This is a genomic window from Pelodictyon phaeoclathratiforme BU-1, from assembly GCF_000020645.1.
Lineage (GTDB): Bacteria > Bacteroidota > Chlorobiia > Chlorobiales > Chlorobiaceae > Chlorobium > Chlorobium phaeoclathratiforme.
This window is the reverse complement of the sequence record NC_011060.1, coordinates 1474448-1493094: the sequence shown is the minus strand read 5'-3', so window position 1 is coordinate 1493094 and position 18647 is coordinate 1474448. Positions and strand designations below refer to the sequence as shown.

The 18647-nt window shown below is 48.3% G+C and carries 8 protein-coding genes; all 8 read left to right on the top strand.

Going from position 1 to position 18647, the window contains the following annotated elements:
* The first annotated feature begins 141 nt into the window (after nucleotides 1–141).
* The 8 genes from PPHA_RS07070 (at nucleotide 142) to PPHA_RS16530 (ending at nucleotide 18647) form a co-directional block, all read left to right on the top strand.
* Nucleotides 142–5313, top strand: coding sequence for a DEAD/DEAH box helicase (locus PPHA_RS07070; RefSeq protein ID WP_012508170.1), 5172 nt, complete (start codon nucleotides 142–144; stop codon nucleotides 5311–5313).
* Nucleotides 5310–8186, top strand: a complete 2877-nt coding sequence (locus PPHA_RS07065; protein WP_012508169.1) for a helicase-related protein — start codon at nucleotides 5310–5312, stop codon at nucleotides 8184–8186. The genes PPHA_RS07070 and PPHA_RS07065 overlap by 4 nt, the downstream gene beginning before the upstream one ends.
* The gene (locus tag PPHA_RS07060; RefSeq protein ID WP_012508168.1) at nucleotides 8183–12250 is read left to right on the top strand and encodes an Eco57I restriction-modification methylase domain-containing protein; all 4068 of its coding nucleotides are present in this window, start codon (nucleotides 8183–8185) and stop codon (nucleotides 12248–12250) included. Before PPHA_RS07065 ends, PPHA_RS07060 begins: the two co-directional genes overlap by 4 nt.
* Before the next feature lie 205 nt (nucleotides 12251–12455).
* Entirely contained in the window at nucleotides 12456–14885 is a 2430-nt protein-coding gene (locus PPHA_RS14590) for a tetratricopeptide repeat protein (protein ID WP_012508167.1), read from the top strand.
* A 115-nt stretch (nucleotides 14886–15000) separates the two neighbouring features.
* The gene (locus tag PPHA_RS07050; RefSeq protein WP_012508166.1) at nucleotides 15001–16764 is read left to right on the top strand and encodes a hypothetical protein; all 1764 of its coding nucleotides are present in this window, start codon (nucleotides 15001–15003) and stop codon (nucleotides 16762–16764) included.
* Between the two features lie 314 nt (nucleotides 16765–17078).
* A complete protein-coding gene (locus PPHA_RS07045; protein WP_190274037.1) occupies nucleotides 17079–17264 on the top strand; it encodes an ImmA/IrrE family metallo-endopeptidase in 186 nt (61 codons plus the stop codon).
* A 191-nt stretch (nucleotides 17265–17455) separates the two neighbouring features.
* A complete protein-coding gene (locus PPHA_RS07040; protein WP_012508165.1) occupies nucleotides 17456–18169 on the top strand; it encodes a DUF3800 domain-containing protein in 714 nt (237 codons plus the stop codon).
* Nucleotides 18170–18515: 346 nt separating this feature from the next.
* On the top strand, nucleotides 18516–18647 hold the full coding sequence (locus PPHA_RS16530; RefSeq protein ID WP_263053232.1) for a hypothetical protein: 132 nt from the start codon (nucleotides 18516–18518) through the stop codon (nucleotides 18645–18647).

The window sequence follows — 18647 nt, the reverse complement described above, 5'->3', positions numbered from 1 at the left end:
CCCTGAAATTCCGGTTGCATCGGCATACAAATTTTCGTAACCCATTATCTGGTTTTTATTTGAGGTGGATTTTTAGTAAATAACACGGTGATGTATCGTGTTTCCATTCCCGAATCCTCTGTAAGGTAAAAAATCCTCTTTATGAATGTCTTCAAGACTCACGCAAGTATCATAGAGGATTATTCTTCCTACATCCACAGTTTCATCTCCATTGCTGACCCGGACATCAGCCAGGTTGTTGATCGTGCATTAAGTACGGGCAAGCTATGGCCAGAGCCACTTTTGCAGTTTAACCCTTCGTTTGAGATGTTCGGTGGGCTCGAAAAGCTTATTGAATCGAAAACGTTGCATGGGGCCATTGGCGACATTTTCAAAGGGTACAAACTCTATCGCCATCAGGTTGAGGCAATACGATTGGGCACCAGCGGCAAGGATTTTATCGTTACATCCGGCACCGGCTCGGGCAAGTCGTTGACCTATATCGGTTCTATTTTTCACCATCTTCTTTCGAACCCGGCAACAAAAGGGGTTACTGCGGTTGTCGTCTATCCCATGAATGCCCTCATTAACTCGCAGTTCGAAGAGTTCACCCGATACAAAAAGAATTATGAGGATGCCACCGGCAAAGAGTTTCCGATCATCTTTGGCCAGTATACAGGTCAGGAGGGTGAGGAGGCAAGGGAAAAAATGCGGAAGAACCCGCCGCATATTCTCTTGACCAACTACATGATGCTGGAGCTGTTGTTAACCCGCGTACGTGAACGCAACATTCGAGAGAGCATCTACCTGAATCTCCGGTTTCTGGTCTTCGATGAACTGCACACCTATCGAGGTCGGCAGGGTGCGGATGTTTCCATGTTGATTCGACGGATTCGATCCAATTGTGTCCAACAGATTGTGAGTATAGGTACCTCTGCCACCATGGTTTCTGATAGTGTTGGTGATATTGAGCATCAGAAAGCAGAGGTTGCCAACGTTGCCACCAAACTCTTTGGCTGCCAATTCACCACAGAGCAGGTTATCAACGAAAAGCTTGCCCGTTCACTTTCTCCCAACGGCACGATTCCTGCCAGCCATTTCCTTGCATCGGCCATTGAGTCAGCCATTAATCAGGACTCCGATATTGAGGCACTCAAAAAGAATCCGATTGCCATCTGGCTGGAGAACAAAATTGCACTTGAAGAGCGAGGAACTGATCTTGTTCGGGGAAAACCAAAGCGGCTGAGAGAGATAGCTTCAGAATTGGCAAACGATTCCGGAATGGCTGAAGAGAGGTGCCGTCTTTATCTGGTGGATCTACTCCTCTGGATCAGCGTCTCCAATGTTCGGCAGCAAGAGTCGGGAGAGCGCTACACCTTTCTGCCCTACAAGCTCCATCAGTTTATTTCGCAAACGGGTTCTGTCTATACAACCCTTGATCAGGATGAGAAGCGCGATATCTCTCTTGAGCCCGGGGTCTATAAAGTTGATGAGACCGACAAAAAACCAATATTTCCCAATGTCTTCAGTCGTGGAAGCGGCCATCCCTTCATCTGCGTCTCCCTTGCAGGTAACCGATTGGAGCCACGTGAATTTCGTGACATGACCGAAGATGAGGAGAGCAATGACGGTTACTTGATTATTGGCGAAGAGATCTGGAATCTCGATGAAGATATTGAAATGCTGCCCGAATCCTGGTTTCGCAGAACAAAGTCGGGTGTTACGCTCGACAGCAAAAAAAGGGGATACTTTCCCGTTAAACTCTGGTTTGACGAATTCGGAAACTGCTCCGACAAAGAAGAAAAAAAATGGTGGGGCTGGTTCATGAAGGCTCCGTTACTTTTTGATCCCACATCGGGCGGTTTTTTTGATACCAGAACCAATGAGGGCACCAAACTGACCAAGCTGGGCAGCGAAGGGCGCAGTACCTCCACTACCATCACCGCCTTCTCCATTCTCAATCGTCTCAGTGACGCTGGCTACGCGATAAAAGAGCAGAAGCTGCTCAGCTTTACCGATAATCGTCAGGATGCGGCCCTGCAGGCAGGACATTTCAATGACTTTGTGCAGGTCATTCGCCTTCGTGCAGGCATTCATAAGGCATTGCAGCAGGCACCAGTGGGCATGCTCACCTTTGCCACCCTTGGCGAGGCCGTTTTCAAGGCGCTTGGGCTACCGTTTCTTGAGTATGCCAACAGAAGCGAGGAGTCGATGTTGGCTCCAATCCGGCGAAAATATGAGCAGGCGCTTCAGGATTTCCTGCTCTATCGTTCCATGGCTGACCTCCGGCGGAGCTGGCGAGTAGTATTGCCCAACCTCGAACAATGCGCCCTGTTGACCATAGAGTACGAGGATCTGGATGAAATTATCGCTACCGATGCATTCTGGGCCGTATCGCCGCTTTTTGGATCGTTGAATCATACTGATCGTAAAGAGCTGGTGACCACCATACTCGATTTTTTCCGGCTTGAATATGCCATACACAGCGAAAACTTTCTTACCCAGTCACGCATACAGGAATCCGAGCGGCAGTTCCGCGAGTCGTTAAAACAGCCCTGGACTCTCGATCGTAATGAGAAGCTTCAGGAACCCTACTACATCCGCTATCAAAAGCTCAGCAAAACCGCCAAACTCTACACCAAAAGCATGGGGCCCGCCAGCTCTCTGGGGAAGTTCATCAGGGATTATGTCAAACGGCAAAACCTTGGGATCGACCTGAAAAAAGAGGGGTATAAAAACCTGATCATGCAGACGATGGAGATGCTGGAACAGGCCGACTATCTGAAATCATTTCCTGCCCGGAGCGAGCAGAATGAAGAGGTACTCATCTACCGTTTACGACTCGAAAAGGTTATCTGGAAAGCGGGGGAGGGGCTGACGGTCAAGGCAGACATTATCAAACGACGCACCTATAAAAAGCAGAGACCCGAGCCCAATCTCTTTTTCAAAACGCTCTATTGTCGTGATTTCTCAACCATGAAACGGCTGCGAAGTGAAGACCATACCGGACAGTTGAGTAATGAAGCACGGCTGGATCGTGAAGAGCGATTCCGGGCCGATTGGTACACCGATGAAGGCAAGCGGGTGGCTGACCAGCAAAAGATAAGAGCCGAATCAATCAGCGTGCTTTTCTGCTCCCCGACCATGGAACTTGGCGTTGATATCGGTTCACTCAATGTTGTCCACATGCGCAACGCTCCTCCAAACCCCTCCAACTATGCCCAGCGTTCAGGCAGAGCAGGCCGGAGTGGTCAGGGAGCACTTATCTTTACCTACTGCTCAAGTTATGCCCCCCATGATCGCCACTACTTTAACAATCAGCGCGAACTGGTTGCAGGTACGGTCATGGCGCCGCGTCTCGATCTGAATAATGAGGAGCTGCTGCGTGCCCATTTGCACGCTCTGGTAGCCTCAGAGGTTGGCATTCCCGGCCTTGATGAGGGTAACGGCTCAAGACCCTCAATCATGCATCTTGTGACCGATGACAATAACAAGATGCCTCTTGCCGAGAGCGTTCGGGCCGGGCTTCAGCTCTCTCCGGTACAGTTTGATCGGATAAAAGCCAATTTCAGAAGGGTAATCCGCGATTTTGAACCGGAACTGGAAGCAAAAGCCGCATGGTATTCCGATCAATGGATTGAGCAGAACCTTTCGAAGATTATTGAAACCCTCGATGAAGCACTCGATCGCTGGCGGCTCATCTACCGTTCGGCAAGGGCAATTCTGACCAGAGCTACCCAGAAGATCGAAAGCGGCACGCTGAGCCTTGGCAGCGAAGAGTATCGCAAATACAAACGCCATCAGGATCAGGCCACCCGTCAACTGGACCTGCTTCGCAATCATCTTTCCGGCAAGGCATCGGAACTCTCCGAGTTCTATCCCTGGCGTTATCTTGCTTCCGAAGGGTTCCTGCCCGGCTACAACTTTACACGACTTCCTCTTCGTGTCTTTTTACCCGACGGTGATTCTGCCGGGCTCTTTGTCTCCCGCCCCCGCTCTCTGGCCCTCCGGGAGTTCGGGCCCCAGAATATCATCTATCACAGCGGGCGGAAGTACCGGGTGTGCCAGTTGATTATGCAGGATACCGAATCCTCTCTTACCGAGGCAAAAATCAGCACCCGGTCAGGATATTTCCTCCCCATAGATCAGAAGGATCTTGAAATCTGTCCTTTTTCAGGGTTGAATCTTGGCGACAATGCCAACAAGCTGCACATTCATGATTTGCTGGAAATGTCGGAATCCCGCGCTGAAGAGGTGGATCGTATCTCCTGCGAAGAGGAGGAACGGCTCTCCAAAGGCTTTGATATCCGAACCTTCTTTACCGTTGACGGCGGCCAGGTTGAGCGGGTACGTAAGGCCATCGTCTCCAGCAGTGAAGGTAGCCTGCTGAATGTGCGGTACATCCCGGCAGCCCGGCTTGTCCATATCAACTTCAAATGGAAGGCTCAGGAGACGGAGGGGTTTCCCATCGGCATGGTCTCTGGCGACTGGCGCAGCTCTCTTCCTGATCAGGAGGCCCAGAGCAGTGAGCAATTCCGGCGAGTGAAATTGATGACCTCAAACCTTGCCGATGCCTTGTATATCGAGCCGATTCAACCGCTTGGATTAACTCCCGACGGGGTGATTACGCTCCAGCACGCCCTGAAGAGAGCCATCGAACTTATCTTTCAAGTGGAACCACGAGAGATCGGTGTGGTAACAGTCGGCGACCCGGAAGCCCCCAATATCCTGCTCTATGAAGCGGCGGAAGGGAGCCTTGGCATCCTCTCCCAGTTTGTCGAAAATGTTCACGCTTTCCATCAGGTGGTCAAGCAGGCCATAGAACTTTGCCGTTATGATGATCCTGAATACAAAGGACCAGCCTCATACAATGACTTGCTCAGTTATTACAACCAGCGTGACCACAAAGTCATTGACCGTCACCTCATCAAGGAGGCGCTTGAAAAGCTGATGCTCTGCACCATCGAGATTCAGACCAACAAAAGTTATAACAACTACGAAGAGCACTACCAGACGCTGCTCGGCGGGATCGATCCCAATTCGAGTACCGAGCGGAAGTTCCTTGATTTTCTCTATAAAAACGGCATTCGCCTGCCCGATGCCGCCCAGAAGAGGGTAGAGGGAATCTATGCGCAACCCGATTTCTATTATGAACCCCGCATCTGGGTCTTTTGCGATGGAACACCCCACGACAATACTGAGGTGCAGGAAAAAGATGAGGCACTACGCCAGGCCATCATTGCCAAGGGTGATGAGGTCTGGACATATTATTACAGGGACAATCTGGCCGAAAAGGTGGCCGGACGTCCTGATATTTTCAGGAAAGTAAAATGAGTATAACCTATCAACCAGGGAAACTGCTCTCCCTTCGAGGGCGCAATTGGATTGTCATGCCCTCCGATGACCCCGATCTTCTGGTCGTCAAGCCCCTTGGCGGCTCTGATGATGAGATTGCAGGCATTTATCTCCCTCTGGCCATTCCCCGTGATGAGCCACAGGAGACCGAGTTTGGCCAACCAACCGGCAGTGACCTCGGCGATATCAGTACCGCCCGACTGCTCTACGATTCAGCCCGTCTGGCATTTCGAAATGGCGCAGGCCCCTTTCGTGCACTGGCAAAGCTCTCTTTTCGTCCACGCTCCTACCAAATGGTTCCTTTGGTAATGGCGCTTCGGCAGGAGCTGATTCGCCTCTTGATTGCTGATGATGTTGGTGTGGGTAAAACCATCGAAGCGCTCCTCATTGCCAAAGAGATGCTGGAGCGCCGCAAAATCCAGCGCTTCGCGGTTGTCTGCCTCCCTCATCTCTGCGAACAGTGGCAGCAGGAGATTCGCGACAAACTCGATATTGAGGCCGTTATCATCCGCTCCAACACCCAGGCACGCCTTGACCGGCAGATTCAGGGCGATACCAGCGTCTATGATTACTATCCCTATCAGGTTATCAGTATTGACTTTATAAAATCTGACAATCGCCGGGATGTTTTTGTGCAGCAATGCCCGGAACTGGTTATTGTAGACGAAGCCCACACCTGCGCCCGCCCGGCCGGGGCCTCAAAAAGCCAGCAGCAGCGTTACCATCTGCTGAGTCGTCTGGCAGGCAAGCCAGAGCAGCAGCTCATTCTTCTCACGGCCACCCCGCACTCCGGCAAGCCGGAAGAGTTTCACTCCCTGCTCGGGTTACTCAAACCGGATTTTGAAGGGCTTGATTTGCCGACGGCATCACAGCCCCAGCGCAAGGAGCTTGCCCGTCATTTTGTGCAGCGCAAACGGGGTGACGTTGAAAAGTGGATGGGTGAGGAAACTCCCTTCCCCAAGCGTGAAGCCATTGAGTGGGCTTATGATCTCTCTCGGCAGTATGAACTGTTTTTTGAGCAGATCCTCGAATTCGCAAAAAAACTGATTGCCCCGGACGCTTCAAAAAAGGGCCCCCGACGGGTGCAGTACTGGACGGCGCTTGCCCTTTTGCGTGGAGTGATGTCGAGCCCGGCAGCCGGTATTGAAATGCTCAACACCCGGCTCTCCAACCTTGCCCACGTTGCCCTTGACGAAGGGATGGCCGAAAACAGTGAGAACCCTGTGCAGGATAGTGAGTTTGGCTATGAGGGCGATAACACCCCGACCTCACTGCTTGAGCAAACCGACTGGTCAAGCTACCAGCGGCAACAACTGCGAGGCTTTGCGGATCAACTGGCAGCTCTCTCTGACCTGAAGCACGACCAGAAATGCGGCACGGCGGAAGCCATTCTGGAAGATTGGCTCTCGGCGGGCTTCAACCCCGTTGTTTTTTGCCGCTACATCGCGACGGCCAACTACGTCGGGAGGTTGCTCGCTCCAGCTCTCCACAAAAAATATCCCAAGCTCGATATTCAGGTTATCACCAGCGAACTGCCTGACGAACTCCGCAAGCAGAAGATTGATGAGATGGGCAAGGCAAAGCAAAGGCTCCTGATTGCAACCGACTGCCTCAGCGAAGGCATCAACCTGCAGCAGCAGTTTACGGCGGTGCTGCACTACGATCTTCCCTGGAATCCCAACCGTCTCGAACAGCGCGAAGGGCGGGTAGACCGTTTCGGCCAGCCAGCGCCGGAAGTCAAAACCTGCCTGCTCTACGGCGCCGATAATCCCATTGACGGCATTGTGCTTGATGTTTTGCTGCGCAAGGTTCGCGAAATCAAACGCTCAACCGGAATCAACGTCCCCTTTCCGGAAGATTCCCAAAGCATTATCGACACCATCACTCAGGCGCTCCTGCTCAATCCCGACCGCAAAATCACTCCCCGGCGTGAAGGAAAGCAGCAGTTGACCTTCGACTTCAGCGATTTTGATGAGGCACTCTCAGCCAAGGTCACCATCTCCCGCAAAATAGAGGAGGCCGCCGAGCGCGAAAAAGCGACCCGTACCATCTTTGCCCAGAACGCCATCAAGGCCTCCGAAATAGAGTCCGACCTTCGGGAGGTGGATGAGGCCATTGGTGACCCCTTTGCCGTTGAACAGTTTGTGACCAGCACCCTCAATAACCTTTTTGGCGTACAGGTTATTGCTCAACAGAAAAAGGGATGCTATCGCCTCATTACCGCCAACCTTCCTGACCAGTTGCGCGGCATCCTGCCCGTTGGCGATATCGTCCAGATCAGCTTTCTCTCACCAACGCCTGAAGGCTATCACTACCTTGGGCGCAACAATCGCTTTGTGGAACAGCTCTGCCAGCTCCTCATGGCCAACACCGTCAACCGTTCCGGCAAACGGGCCGCCCGTTCCGCCGTCATTCGCACCCGGCAGGTGGCCATCAAAACAACCATTCTCCTCTTCCGCTGCCGCAACGTTATCGAAGATCGGAGAGGGAGCCAGCAGATTGTGGCCGAAGAGATGATTCTCTGGGGATGGAAAGGAACTCCGCAGGAGAAGGAGTTCCTCGATCAGGCAGAGGCAAAAGCGCTTCTCGCCTCAGTTCGTGCCAGCTCCGATATGTCGCTCCCCGCCAGAACAGGGTTTCTGGAGAATGAATTGAAACTGCTCAAATCGTTTGAACCTGAATTTGACCGCGTGGCTGAACAACAATCAAAAAAACTGGTCGAAGCCCATGAACGGTTCAGTTCCCTGATGGACGGCAAGCGTTTCCAGGTGGTGCACCCGGTACTGCCGATGGATCTGCTCGGTGTATATATTCTCCTGCCGGAAGGCGAAGCTGCGGGAGGTGCCGTATGATATACCCATCCATCCGCATTGAGGGGGCGATACTCTCACCCGATATTCTTGAAAAGCTTGAGGATATTGCAGGCCAGCGCCCGGTCGATTTTGGTCTGGAGCCATCGGTCAAAGTCAAGGAGGAAATTGCAAGAGCGTGGGCCGATGCCCAGGACTACTGGCGACTCTTCAATCGCAAGCTTGAGACACTGAAAAAGGAGTCGCCAGCCACCACCGAAACCCGAAACCTCTGGGTGGTGCCGCTGCTCGGGCTCCTTGGCTACCAACTGGAATTTGAGGCCAAGAGCATCGAACTCAACGCAAAGCTCTACCCGATCTCCCACCGCATCACCAACCGGGGCGGAGCCGCCATTCACATTACCGGCAGCAACGAGCCCGCCGGTCTCGACCGAAAGCCCGAAAAAGCTGCCCTGCGAATGTCGGCCCACGCCATGCTGCAGGAGTACCTGAACCTCACCGAGCAACTCTACGGCATCGTCACCAATGGCCGGGTGCTACGCCTCCTGCGCGACAGCTCCCGCCTGGTCAAGCTCACCTATCTGGAGTTTGACCTCGACCGCATCTTTACCGACGGTCTCTTTGCCGACTTTGCCGTGCTCTACCGGCTGCTGCATGTGACGCGCTTGCCGCAGACCATTGAGACCTCAGCAACCTCGCTGCTTGAAGGCTATCATCAGGAGACAATCGAACAGGGATCACGCATCCGTGACGGGTTGCGTCTTGCCGTTAAAGAGGCTCTTAAGACTTTGGGTACGGGCTTTCTTGAGCATCCTGAAAATCATGAATTGCGCCAACAGGTCGCTTCAGGAGAGCTGCGTCCAGATGTCTATTTTAACCAATTGCTCAGGCTGATTTACCGTCTGCTGTTTTTGATGGTGATTGAAGAGCGCGGGATGGTATTTCCGAAAGGTACAGCGACTAAAAAAAGCACCATCTATGTTCAGCACTACAGCATAGAGCGCCTGCGACGCCAGGCCAGGAATCGCAGTTTGCAGGTCACGTGCTACAGCGACGGCTGGCTGCAACTGCTTTCAACCTTTCACCTCTTTGAAGATAGAGACGGTGCTGCAGCTCTGGGCACCACTCTTCTTGGCGGCCAACTCTTCAGCCCGGCGAACCTCGGGTTGCTTCCTCACTGCACGCTAAGCAATAAAGCCCTTTATTCCACTCTGGAACAACTCTGTTTCTTTACTCTCCCTGAAAATGGCCAGCGCATGCCAGTTAACTTTGGGGGATTGGCCACCGAAGAGTTTGGCTCGGTCTATGAAAGCCTGCTGGAATTGCATCCCTTCACTGATTTGCTGCCAACACCACTTTTTGATTTTCGTCACGCTGCAGGCAATGAACGCAAGACAACCGGCAGTTACTACACTCATGCGGCATTGGTGGAGTCTTTGCTGCAGAGCGCCCTTGATCCGCATATTGACGAAGCAGAAAAAAGTACCACTCCGGAAAAGTCGATACTCGCTTTAAAAGTATGCGATCCCGCTTGCGGCAGTGGTCACTTTCTGATTGCTGCAGCACAACGGATAGCCCGCCGACTTGCCCGGTTGCGGGCGGGGGACGAAGAGCCATCGCCCGAACTGCTTCATCACACCCTGAGGGAAGTGATTGGACATTGCATTTTTGGAGTGGACATCAACCCGATGGCGGCAGAGCTTTGCCGGGTTGGCCTCTGGCTGGAAGCCATGGAGCCCGGAAAACCGCTCTCCTTTTTGGAGCACCATATCAGGGTTGGCAACAGTTTGATGGGTACCACGCCTGAACTGATAGCAGCGGGTTTACCCAACGAGGCGTTTAAACCGATAGAGGGTGACAATAAAAAGGCTTGTGCCGTTCTGAAAAAATGGAATCGTGGTTCCAGAGAGGGTCTTGGGCCGCTCTTTGCCCAGCAAGATGAGCAGCAACAACAGCACCTGCAGGCCACTGCCTTGGCCATCGAAGAGATGCCTGATGATGATCTTCAGAGCATTCTTGACAAGAAAATAGCCCGTTTTCATCTGGAAAATGAAGAGGAGTACCGCATTAAAAAAATGGTTGCAGATGCATGGTGTGCAGCATTCGTTATTGAAAAATCTTTCAGTGAACCTGGAATAGAGCGAACGGCTTTTGGTATCACGCAGTCACTCCTGCTCCATATTCTCGATCAAAATCTTACTCGGGAGCATCAGAATATTGTTGATGAGGTCAAAAAGCTGGCAGAAAGCTATCAGTTTTTTCACTGGCACCTTGCCTATCCTGAAGTCTATGCCCGTGGAGGGTTTGACGTCATTCTTGGTAATCCACCATGGGAAAGGGTCAAACTCCAGGAAAAAGAGTGGTTTGCTGAGCGATGCGAAGCAATCGCCATGGCTTCGAATGCATCAGCCAGAAAAAGGTTGATCAGGGAGCTGAATGCCACCAACCCGGCGCTGCAGGATGAATTTCTTGCCTCATTGCGCAAAGCTGAGGGCGAAAGTCACTTTCTCCGCAACAGTGGCCGATTTCCGCTCTGCGGCAGGGGTGATATCAATCTTTATACTGTTTTTGCCGAACTGATGCGCTCGCAACTCAATCAACAGGGAAGAATGGGGGCCGTGCTTCCCAGCGGGATTGCTTCAGACGATACAACAAAGTTTTTCTTTCAGGATCTGATTGAAAAACAGTCCCTGGTCAGTCTGTTTGATTTTGAAAACAGGAAAAAAATATTTCCTGCTGTTGATAGCAGAATGAAATTCTGCCTCTTCACAGCAGGTGGAGGAGAAACACCAACAGCCAGAGAAGCAGTCTTTGTCTTTTTTGCCCATGATGTTGATGACCTGAAAAATCCTGACCGTCAGATAACCCTGAGCCCGGCGGACATCCTCCTCCTGAACCCGAATACCAGAACCTGCCCGATTTTCCGGTCACGTGCCGATGCAGAACTGACCAAGGCGATTTATCGCCGGGTTCCTGTGCTCATCAAGGAAGGTTCACCAGAACAGAATCCGTGGGGAATACGATTTAGCAGGATGTTTGACATGTCGAACGACTCGCACCTTTTCCGAACGCGGGAGCAACTGGTGGGTGATGGATGGCACTTGAAGGGGAATATTTTTCACCGGGATGGAGAGGTGTATCTACCGCTTTACGAAGCCAAAATGATTCATCATTTCGACGATCGTTGGGCAACCTATGACCATAATGATGATACCCATGATGTCACTCTTGCAGAAAAACAGCAATCTGATTTTTTCGTCATGCCAAGGTACTGGGTTCCGGAACAGGATGTGTTGTCACGGCTGGAGGAGAGGTGGGATAAGCAATGGTTAATGGGATTCAGGGATATTACCAACACTACGAATGAGCGTACAGCGATATTCTCGGTTATGCCACCAAATGGTGTTGGCCATACCTGCCCAATTGTGCTCTCTGACCGTCAAACCAGAGAGATCGGAATGCTGCTTTTGAATCTGTCGACTTTCGCACTTGATTTTTCAGCAAGGCAAAAAATTGGCGGTACACATCTGACCTATGGTTATCTGAATCAACTTCCTCTTCTTGATCCTGACGCCTATTCTCGCCCTGTACTGTGGGATAAACTACAGCCTGAAATGGGTAACTGGCTTCTCCCTCGACTCCTTGAACTTACCTGCACCGCATGGGATCTTGAATACTTCGCGCAAGATTGTGGCTGGAGCGGCCTTCCGTTCCGCTGGAATGAAGATCGCCGATTCTTGCTTTGCTGTGAACTTGATGCAGCATTTTTCAATCTTTACCTTACGGCTGATAAACATGGCGAATGGATACGTGCCGAAAAATCAGCAGGAGCCGTGCAGGATGAATCATCCAAAGAACTGATCGAGCTGAAACGATACTTTCCGACTCCACGCCAAGCAGTCGAACACGTTATGGACTCCTTCCCCATTGTCAAGCGAAAGGATGAAGCCGAACACGGCTCCTACCGGACAAAAGAGGTGATCCTTGAGATCTACGACGCCATGGCCGAGGCGATTCGCACCGGAATTCCATATCAAACAAAACTCAATCCACCACCAGCAGACCCATCCTGCTGCCATCCACCAAAACCGGAGGCGTTGATATGAGTGAAAATTTATCATCACAAACGAGGCCAGATAATTGAGACATAGCTTGCATAGAAAATCAGCCTTGACAACAAAGTAACGAGTAATACAAAGCCTGATAAAGCCATGTAACGGGTAAAACACGTAGCGAAGAGAACCACGCTGAATGTAGCACACAATTCACCCCTGCGCCATTTCTATTAAAAAAAAGAAATTCTGCAAGAATATGAAGCGAAAATTTTCAGTTTTTATGGCATCACCAAGTGATCTCGCTAACGAGCGCCGTTTTTTTAAAGATGCAATTAAGCAAATCAATACAGGTTTTGGTGAAGGCGCAAATGTTGAATTTGAGCCCTTATGCTGGGAAGATACGCTCGCCTCAACGGGTCGTCGAAGTCAGGGAGTGATCAATAAAGAAATTGATAAATGTGATGTGTTTATTCTGGCAATGTACAGACGATGGGGTCAGGATGCGCCCGACGCAGCGCCATACACATCATATACTGAAGAAGAGTATCACAGAGCTTTGAGTCGATGGCAAACTGAGGGTTCCCCTGAAATCTTTGTCTTCTTTAAACGAGTTGATGCAGCAGTTGAGGGTGATCCAGGAGTTCAACTAAAGAAGGTAATTGATTTCAGAAAAAGTTTAGAGAATACCAGAAAAATACTTTACCACTATTTCGACGATGAGGCGGGTTTTATCCTCGAAGTGGATCGCCACCTTCGAGCCTACGCTAAAGGAGAACTACCTAAAGCCGACCAGCAACGAGATATAGTCCTTCTTCCGTTGGCAGTCGTCGAAGAGGTGAATAAGGCGAAAACCTATGCAGAACAAAAGGCGCTGGAAGCAGAGCTGGCCCATGAAGATGCGGAAAAAACGCACCTAAGATTGGAACTGATTCAGTTACAAACAGCGAAAGATGCCGCTGAATTATCAAAAGAGGGAAAGATTGAATATGCGCGGCAAAAATTCTCTGAACTTATAACAGAAACAGAAGATATCAGAATTTTATCTCTCGGATATGAATTTTTCTATCGTACGGGTGATTTTGTTTCGGCCTTTCAGGTTTTGAACAAGTGGTTAAATATTAGCGGTCCTGAACAAACAAACACCGAAACAGCAAGTGCATACGGCAACCTCGGAATCCTTTTTCAGACAAGAGGAGAGCTTGACCGCGCTGAGGAGATGTACCTGAAAGCATTGACCATCAATGAGTCCCTTGACCACAAAGAAGGTATGGCAAGTGACTACGGTAACCTCGGAAACCTTTACAAGACAAAAGGAGAGCTTGACTGCGCTGAGGAGATATACCTGAAAGCATTGGCCATCAATAAGGCCCTTGACAGCAAAGAGGGTATGGCAAGTGACTACGGCAACCTCGGAATCCTTTTTCAGACAAGAGGAGAGCTTGACCGCGCTGAGGAGATGTACTTGAAAGCATTGACCATCAATGAGGCCCTTGACCGCAAAGAGGGTATGGCAAGTGACTATGGTAACCTCGGTAACCTCTTTCAGACAAGAGGAGAGCTTGACCGCGCTGAGGAGATGTACCTGAAAGCATTGACCATCAATGAGGCCCTTGGCCGCAAAGAGGGTATTGCAAATGAGTACGGCATCTATAAAACAAGAGAAGAGCGTGACCTCGCTGAGTCGATTTTGCTATTTTCTTCCGCAAGTCTAACGACTCGAGAAGTGGTAAGAGTACTTAACAAGTTTAGCTACATCTCTACCCGTTTATCTTTAGATTCGAAAAAAAAAGCTCTTGCAACCGCTTTTGTTGATCTTCAGGGATATGGTATCGAAAAGTTTTCACGAATATTTTTCGAGTCTGGAAGTACTATTACATGTTTAGCGCAAAATCTTGCAAGAATACTCCAGAGACGCGGTAACAATTTACAAGGTTCAAAACCAATCGATATATTAACGAACAACAAACACGCCTATCTATATCTTTGGCTCTGTTCGGGAGTAATGTGTTATCCAGTTCCCGAAGGTCCACCGGACCATATCCAAGAAGGGATGTATGGCCCTATAGCTAACATATATAGTAGACCCCCTTATTATGATCGCCCGCCTCTTGAAATTTATGATACAAACGGCGATAGGTTGATAAAAGAATTAGAAAAAGAAGTATTTCCCGATTTGAGTACGGGAAAAATATCGCTTTTTCTTACTACTGCATCTGGGCTTCAATTAACGGGTGACATCGCAATTAATGATTTTATTGATCCTATGGGATATCCACAGGCTACTCCAGATTTTATAAACGAAAAAGTCAGAAAATGTAGAGGTTTTTATGTGCGTAGCTATCAGGATATGCTATTTAAGAGATGTTACTACCGTACTCATATGCCAACGATTGTCTTTCTTTATGATGAAAATATTGACTGTTCATTCAACGTAGGTAAATATCACTTTCTATTCGATGAAGGTTTGACTTGGAATGATATTGCTGCAAATTACCCCCTAAGTATTTGGATTGCTTGTGAGCAGGAAACTCATCAAAATATCCTTAAGAAATGCATAGATCATTTTGTTAATGGTGATTGGTATTTTGTAATCTATGGAAAATATAATTTATTTCCAATATTAATCGGTCATAATAAAAAATTTAGAGATATGTGTAAAAGCATCGATGTAAGTGTCATAGAATAACAGTTCGAAGTTTAATTATATTATCTTTTATTCATATTTATTAAAATATTGTCTCTCACAAATTCTACGCATCTCGCAGCACACAATGAATAAGATGGAAATAGAGGATAGATTCATGACTACAGAGACGCCAGTTCAAGGAATAGTAGTGGTGCATGGGATAGGAAAACATCAGCCACTTGCAAGTGTCCAGCGTGTGATTACTCAGTTTGCGAGGGTTAACGGACATGATATTGTGGTTCCGCTTGGAGATATCGCAAGTCAATTATATCCACATGGCATTTCTAATAGTGAATTTGGTCCTGATAGTGTAGGATGGGCTCGCTTTGATTATCTTCCTGGCTACGCTTTCTCTGAGATCCATTGGGCAGATATCGCTGAGACGCACGCTGCGTCAGTAGTACCTCCACTGACAGAATGGGCGAGAAGCATCCCTATGCAGATATCATACATTGATTTAACAAAATACAATGGAAAGGGCCTATCAAAAACCCAGCTTCTTTACACTACAGGAATTGTCGATGACACGATACTGAGTCTTCAATTAATGCGTTTAATTCTTGGTAGTTATCGTATTGAGACGGACGAGCTAATTGAATTTATTCGGTACTTCATTGGGTCATTGCTCGTCTTTTCGGAGTTTTCTGACTTACGAGAAAAAATAATGCATCGTTTTAATACAGCAATGGAATCACTTTCTTTAAAAGCAGCCTCGGTAAATGTAGATCAAATTCATCTATCTTCTCACAGTCTTGGTTTCGTGATTGCTCTGCTTGGCATAGTTAAGGCTGACAAAATTGGATCTGAAAAACCACCCTGGCTTCTAAAATTAGGAAGTTTTTGCACTATGGGATCTCCAATTGATTTATTTCTTCCAATTTGGAAATCAGTTTGGGAAGAGTACTCAGGTACACTGGAGCAACGCCCAGTGGTGGCAGACGAACATAGGCCACGAATTCACTGGATTAATTTCGTAGACAATGGCGATCCAATTGCATCTACACTTAACATTGCTCGCGATTTAGTTAATGACAAGGCTCCTGGTCTTTTCTTATCCAGTGCTCCACAAGAAATAACATTCAATACTAATTCATGGCCGGGAGGTGCTCACTTGGCCTATTGGAAAAATACTCATCTTTTCGATGTGTGGACAGGGCGTATTAAGGCGCTCAGCAAAGTAGATCCATTTATAGACGATAAATCAACCATGTCAGATGGGATATCACATCTGAAAAGTTCGGAGCTTAGTTTGTCTTGGCACCCTTGGGTATTTCTCTTGCCTGTGCTATTCTCTATCACGACCGGTTGGCAAATTATTTTTTGGTATGAGGCGGGATTCGGGCGAACACCCTTATCCCGTGTTGGAACTTTTAGTTTAGGTATGTTTGTCGGGCTGCAGATCTTTCTTGAAGTTGTAGTTGGCTCGACGCTTGTTGCATCTCGTCGGCCGTTTCGCATTGTTGAAGTTTTTTTAGCTTTCTTTACGATTATAGCGACAGTTCTTTTCCCATTGCTATACTCCGGGGGTGAGTATAACAATTATTTCAATAACCATATTAATTATTGGTACTCCTTTCTGATAGGGGTGGCTATTTTGCAACTCGGGTTCGGTTTTGTGAATCAGAAACGTTCGCGAAAATTTGTTATTGTGCTACTTAGTGTATGCTGTCTTATTGGTTCGCTAATTCCATGGCACACAGACAAACTTCAGGATATCGCAAATGATGTATTACGACTCGCATTTATTTTTGCTACTTGGTGGCTAGCATCGCTATGCTGGAGGTTCTACGTAGTTTGGTCTGACTATGTTTCGGGACGTAGACATATTGATTGGCTTCGAAAGCGTTGGTCTTGCGATCTCAAAGTGAATAAAAGATAATATTTGGTCGGCGCATCAATGTTTGAATTGTGTTGCATCAGAACTGCTTTGTTTAACGGATTGCTTTGCATTTACCCGACTCACTGATCATGATATCAGAGAAATCGTGATCAATCCTACGCAATTCTGTTCACATTCACCGGTTGTTGCTTTAGATCCGCTTCAGAATGTTTTGCAGTTTCGTTTGTGTGATTCCAAATTGATTGATTTTCGCTGTCTTATAAAACGATCGTTTGAATGTTTTATCTGGCTATCAAAATAACGGAAAACCGCTATTTGCGCCTGTCACAGTAAAATATGAGATGCTCGCCAACATGAACAGTCAAAGACCTGAAGCTCAGTATGCCACGATAGCGCATGAACTTGCCCACCTCTATTGCGGTCATCTTGGAACTCCGGATATTAAACTATGGCCGGATCGACAGCGTCTCAATCATGCAACAGAAGAGTTTGAAGCAGAATCAGTTTCATTCATGCTTTGCCAGCGTCAGGGTATTTAATCACCATCACCGGAATACCTGTCACAGTTTGTTAAAGATCATGCAGACATACCCACCATCAGCATGGAATCTGTGATGAAAGCTGCTGGGCTTATTGAAAGCATGAGTAGCCAGCGATTGAAATTGAGAAAAGAGAAAAGATAGAGTATGAACTTAAAATTAATTCGATTTTATTTATACAGGGCAATACCATGAGCGAGATTTACAATATCTACTGTGATGAATCCTGTCATCTGGAGAATGATCGACAGAAGGCAATGGTGCTTGGAGCAGTCTGGTGTCCGCTGGATAAGAGTCGGGAGATCGCTGTGCGCTTGCGTGAGATCAAGCAGAAACATGGTTGTTCATCGCTTTTTGAAGTGAAATGGACTAAAGTATCGCCTGCCAAGACTCGATTTTATCTGGATCTTGTCGATTATTTTTTCGATGATGACGACTTGCATTTTCGGGCCTTGATAGTCCCTGACAAGTCGCTTATCCGCCATGATGCTTTTCTTGGCCAGGATCATGATGATTGGTATTACAAGATGTACTTTGATATGCTGAAAGTCATTTTTAAACCTGAAGCCCGCTATCGCATCTATCTCGATATCAAGGATACGCGTGGTGCACAAAAAGTAGCTCAACTGCATGAAGTGTTGTGTAACGACCGATATGACTTCTCACGGCAGGTAATTGAGCGGTTGCAACTTGTACACTCTCATGAGCTCGAGCAATTACAGTTGGCCGATCTGCTTATTGGTGCCGTCGGCTACCTGAACAGAAACCTTCATGGCAATGAGGGGAAAATTGCGCTCATTGAACGAATGAAACATCGTTCAGGCTACGACCTGACACGAACGACCCTGTTGCGTGAAGAAAAGATGAATATTTTCCGCTGGCATGCGACGGAGGTACAGGGATGAGTGACTTTCCAGTCTGGTTGCCATCGTTGGTACTTTTTTCTGATTATGAAACTGATACGGCCATAAAGGTTTGGCGAAATCAGCGCGGACGCGAGGAAAGAATTTAAGCAAAGGAAATTACAGAAGGAATATGAAGAATATCAGCGGAAAAAGAGCTGAAAATGCTGAAGCCGCCCCGAAGGACGGCCTCGTTACTCCTTCCACACATGGTAGATGAGCTGCCTTAATATCGTTCATTACAGGCAAAAAGTCAAGGGGGAACGATCAGGAAAGAAAAATAAAGCTATGGTTTCTCACTCTATCCAACATTAAAACAGAGTTTCATTCTATCGAAGAGCGCTTTGAGGTGCTGAATCCAGCAATCCTGAAAGACAAGGCGCTTCATGATAGTGCTGAAATCATCAGGCCTGGATTTTCAACGCTTCAGTTTGTACAAAATTATCAGGAGCAGAACTTCGAAGCCAGCGAAAGCGAATAA